This is a genomic window from Thermodesulfobacteriota bacterium (genome assembly GCA_039028315.1).
Classification (GTDB): domain Bacteria; phylum Desulfobacterota_D; class UBA1144; order Nemesobacterales; family UBA2774; genus CR02bin9.
In genome coordinates, this window is sequence record JBCCIH010000268.1 from 1 (window position 1) to 1844 (window position 1844).

The window sequence follows — 1844 nt, forward strand, 5'->3', positions numbered from 1 at the left end:
GTTTGGAATAAGTGCCTTAATTCTTGGTTCATGAGAAGCTGCCCTGGTAACAAAATATCCGCCAAAGCTAATACCCATAAGTGCAAGCCTGCCCATATCTACCTCTGGTCTGTCTTGTATGAAATCAATCACAGTTTTTGTTGGATTCTCAAAATCTGGCTCAAAGCTCGAACGACTGTAAAATCTAAATACATCCATCTGTCCCGGTCCTGCAAAGAGTACAACATTGTAGCCTCTTTCAAGCGCTGCGTATCCTCTCATAAAGTATTCTTCTTCAAGAGTTCCGTCAAAGCCGCTTACAATCATTAATGTTTTTCTTTTCTGATCACTACTGCCGGGGGACATAAAATAAACCGGCAAGTCAATGCTTTTATAAGTTAAGAGGTGATCTTCGAATGTGTGCCAAAGGTTATCCATTGCCTCTCTAAAACAATTTCGGGCCTGCATGCCGAGTTTTTGATGGTTAGGATCAAGGCAGCTTGTGTAATATTCAGCTGCTCTGTATGAGTTGCACGCTTTAAAAAACTGATCTCTTGCGCTTGTTGTGTGTCCTTTAGATGCTCTTTTATGGGCATCTTTTTGCTGCCAATGGGCAAGTTTCGTAAATTCTTCAACCCAGCTTTCTGGGCTTCCGTCCTTAATACGACCAGACAGAGATAAACACTCCCCAACAGAGGCACCGCCAAATGAAGAAGAGCCCATCTGCCTTAGCAGCTGAAAATCCATCTCTTCATTGCTAAAACCCTTAACTCTTGTTTTGCTTCTTTTAATGTCTGGTATGTCTTCCGCCATGGTATTGTCTAATGATAAAATTTACAATAGTTTATTTTTTTTCACCGAATAAGGTAACAATGATTTTTCTAGATCCGCCGTGGTTTCTATGCTCGCAAAGATAAATTCCCTGCCAAATGCCCACATTAAAACTGCCGTCCTTAATCGGTATTGATAGGCTGCTTCCCAATAGAGATGCTTTGATATGAGCAGGCATATCGTCTGGGCCTTCTAATGTGTGTACATAATAAGGCGCGTTCTCCGGCACATATTCATTAAAATGACTTTCAAAATCCACCCTGACATCAGGGTCTGCATTTTCATTTAAAGTGAGAGAAGCAGATGTATGGCAGATAAAGATATGTGCTATGCCGACTTGGAAATCTCTTAGTTCAGGAATCTGCTCTAAAATTTCTCTAGTAACAAGATGAAATCCTCTTGGTTTTGGCGTTAAGTGCAATTCTTTTTGTATCCAGCTCATATGATTTATGCTTCCTTTAATTCCGTGACATTTGCTCCCAATCTCTTTTGAAGGCTCTTAGCGCCCCAACTCATTACTATATTATGGTTCCATTCAAACAGCGGCCTTGCAACAGGGGCAAGTATATTCATCCATGGTTTTGTAGTTTCTACTATCCAATCATATCTACATATAGTCTGATCGTCTTTTTCTGACAGTCTCCATATTCCCTTTCCATCAAGCTCTCCTTCAGATATACCCTCAAGATATGTCATCGGTTCTACTTTTATAGTTTCAATTTCAAATATTAGTTTGTATGGAAGTTTAGTCTGCCAAGTGTAGCGCCTGATGCTTCCGATACCAAGATCGTCACCTTTTTTAAGCTCCTCAACTTTTTGGACCCCTTTCCACCAATCAGGCCAATACTCGGTGTAATAAATTTCGTTCCAAACTTTCTCAATTGGTGCATCAACTCTCCAGATTGTAGCAAATTCATAACAAGCCATTTTCAATGATCCATCATTTCTTCGACTACATCTACCATAGCTTGGATAAATTTCGGGTCATCATTTACTGTTTTCGCTCTGAGCAGCCTAACACCTGCTTCTTCTGA

Annotated in this window: 3 protein-coding genes; all 3 read right to left on the reverse strand. The window is 40.3% G+C overall.

Annotation, left to right across the window (positions count from 1 at the left end):
* A partial coding sequence (locus AAF462_11840) for an alpha/beta hydrolase (GenBank protein ID MEM7009814.1) occupies positions 1 to 792 on the reverse strand: 792 nt, incomplete at its 3' end.
* Positions 793 to 823: 31 nt separating this feature from the next.
* Positions 824 to 1252 (reverse strand): secondary thiamine-phosphate synthase enzyme YjbQ, encoded by a 429-nt coding sequence (locus AAF462_11845; protein ID MEM7009815.1) that lies wholly within the window; start codon positions 1250 to 1252, stop codon positions 824 to 826.
* Between the two features lie 5 nt (positions 1253 to 1257).
* A complete protein-coding gene (locus AAF462_11850) occupies positions 1258 to 1737 on the reverse strand; it encodes an SRPBCC family protein (protein MEM7009816.1) in 480 nt (159 codons plus the stop codon).
* Between the last annotated feature and the right edge of the window lie 107 nt (positions 1738 to 1844).

Excerpts from the sequence above, each read along its gene's own strand:
- AAF462_11845 (MEM7009815.1), bottom strand. The coding sequence starts at position 1,252 with ATGAGCTGGATACAAAAAGAATTGCACTTAACGCCAAAACCAAGAGGA.
- AAF462_11850 (MEM7009816.1), bottom strand. The coding sequence starts at position 1,737 with ATGGCTTGTTATGAATTTGCTACAATCTGGAGAGTTGATGCACCAATT.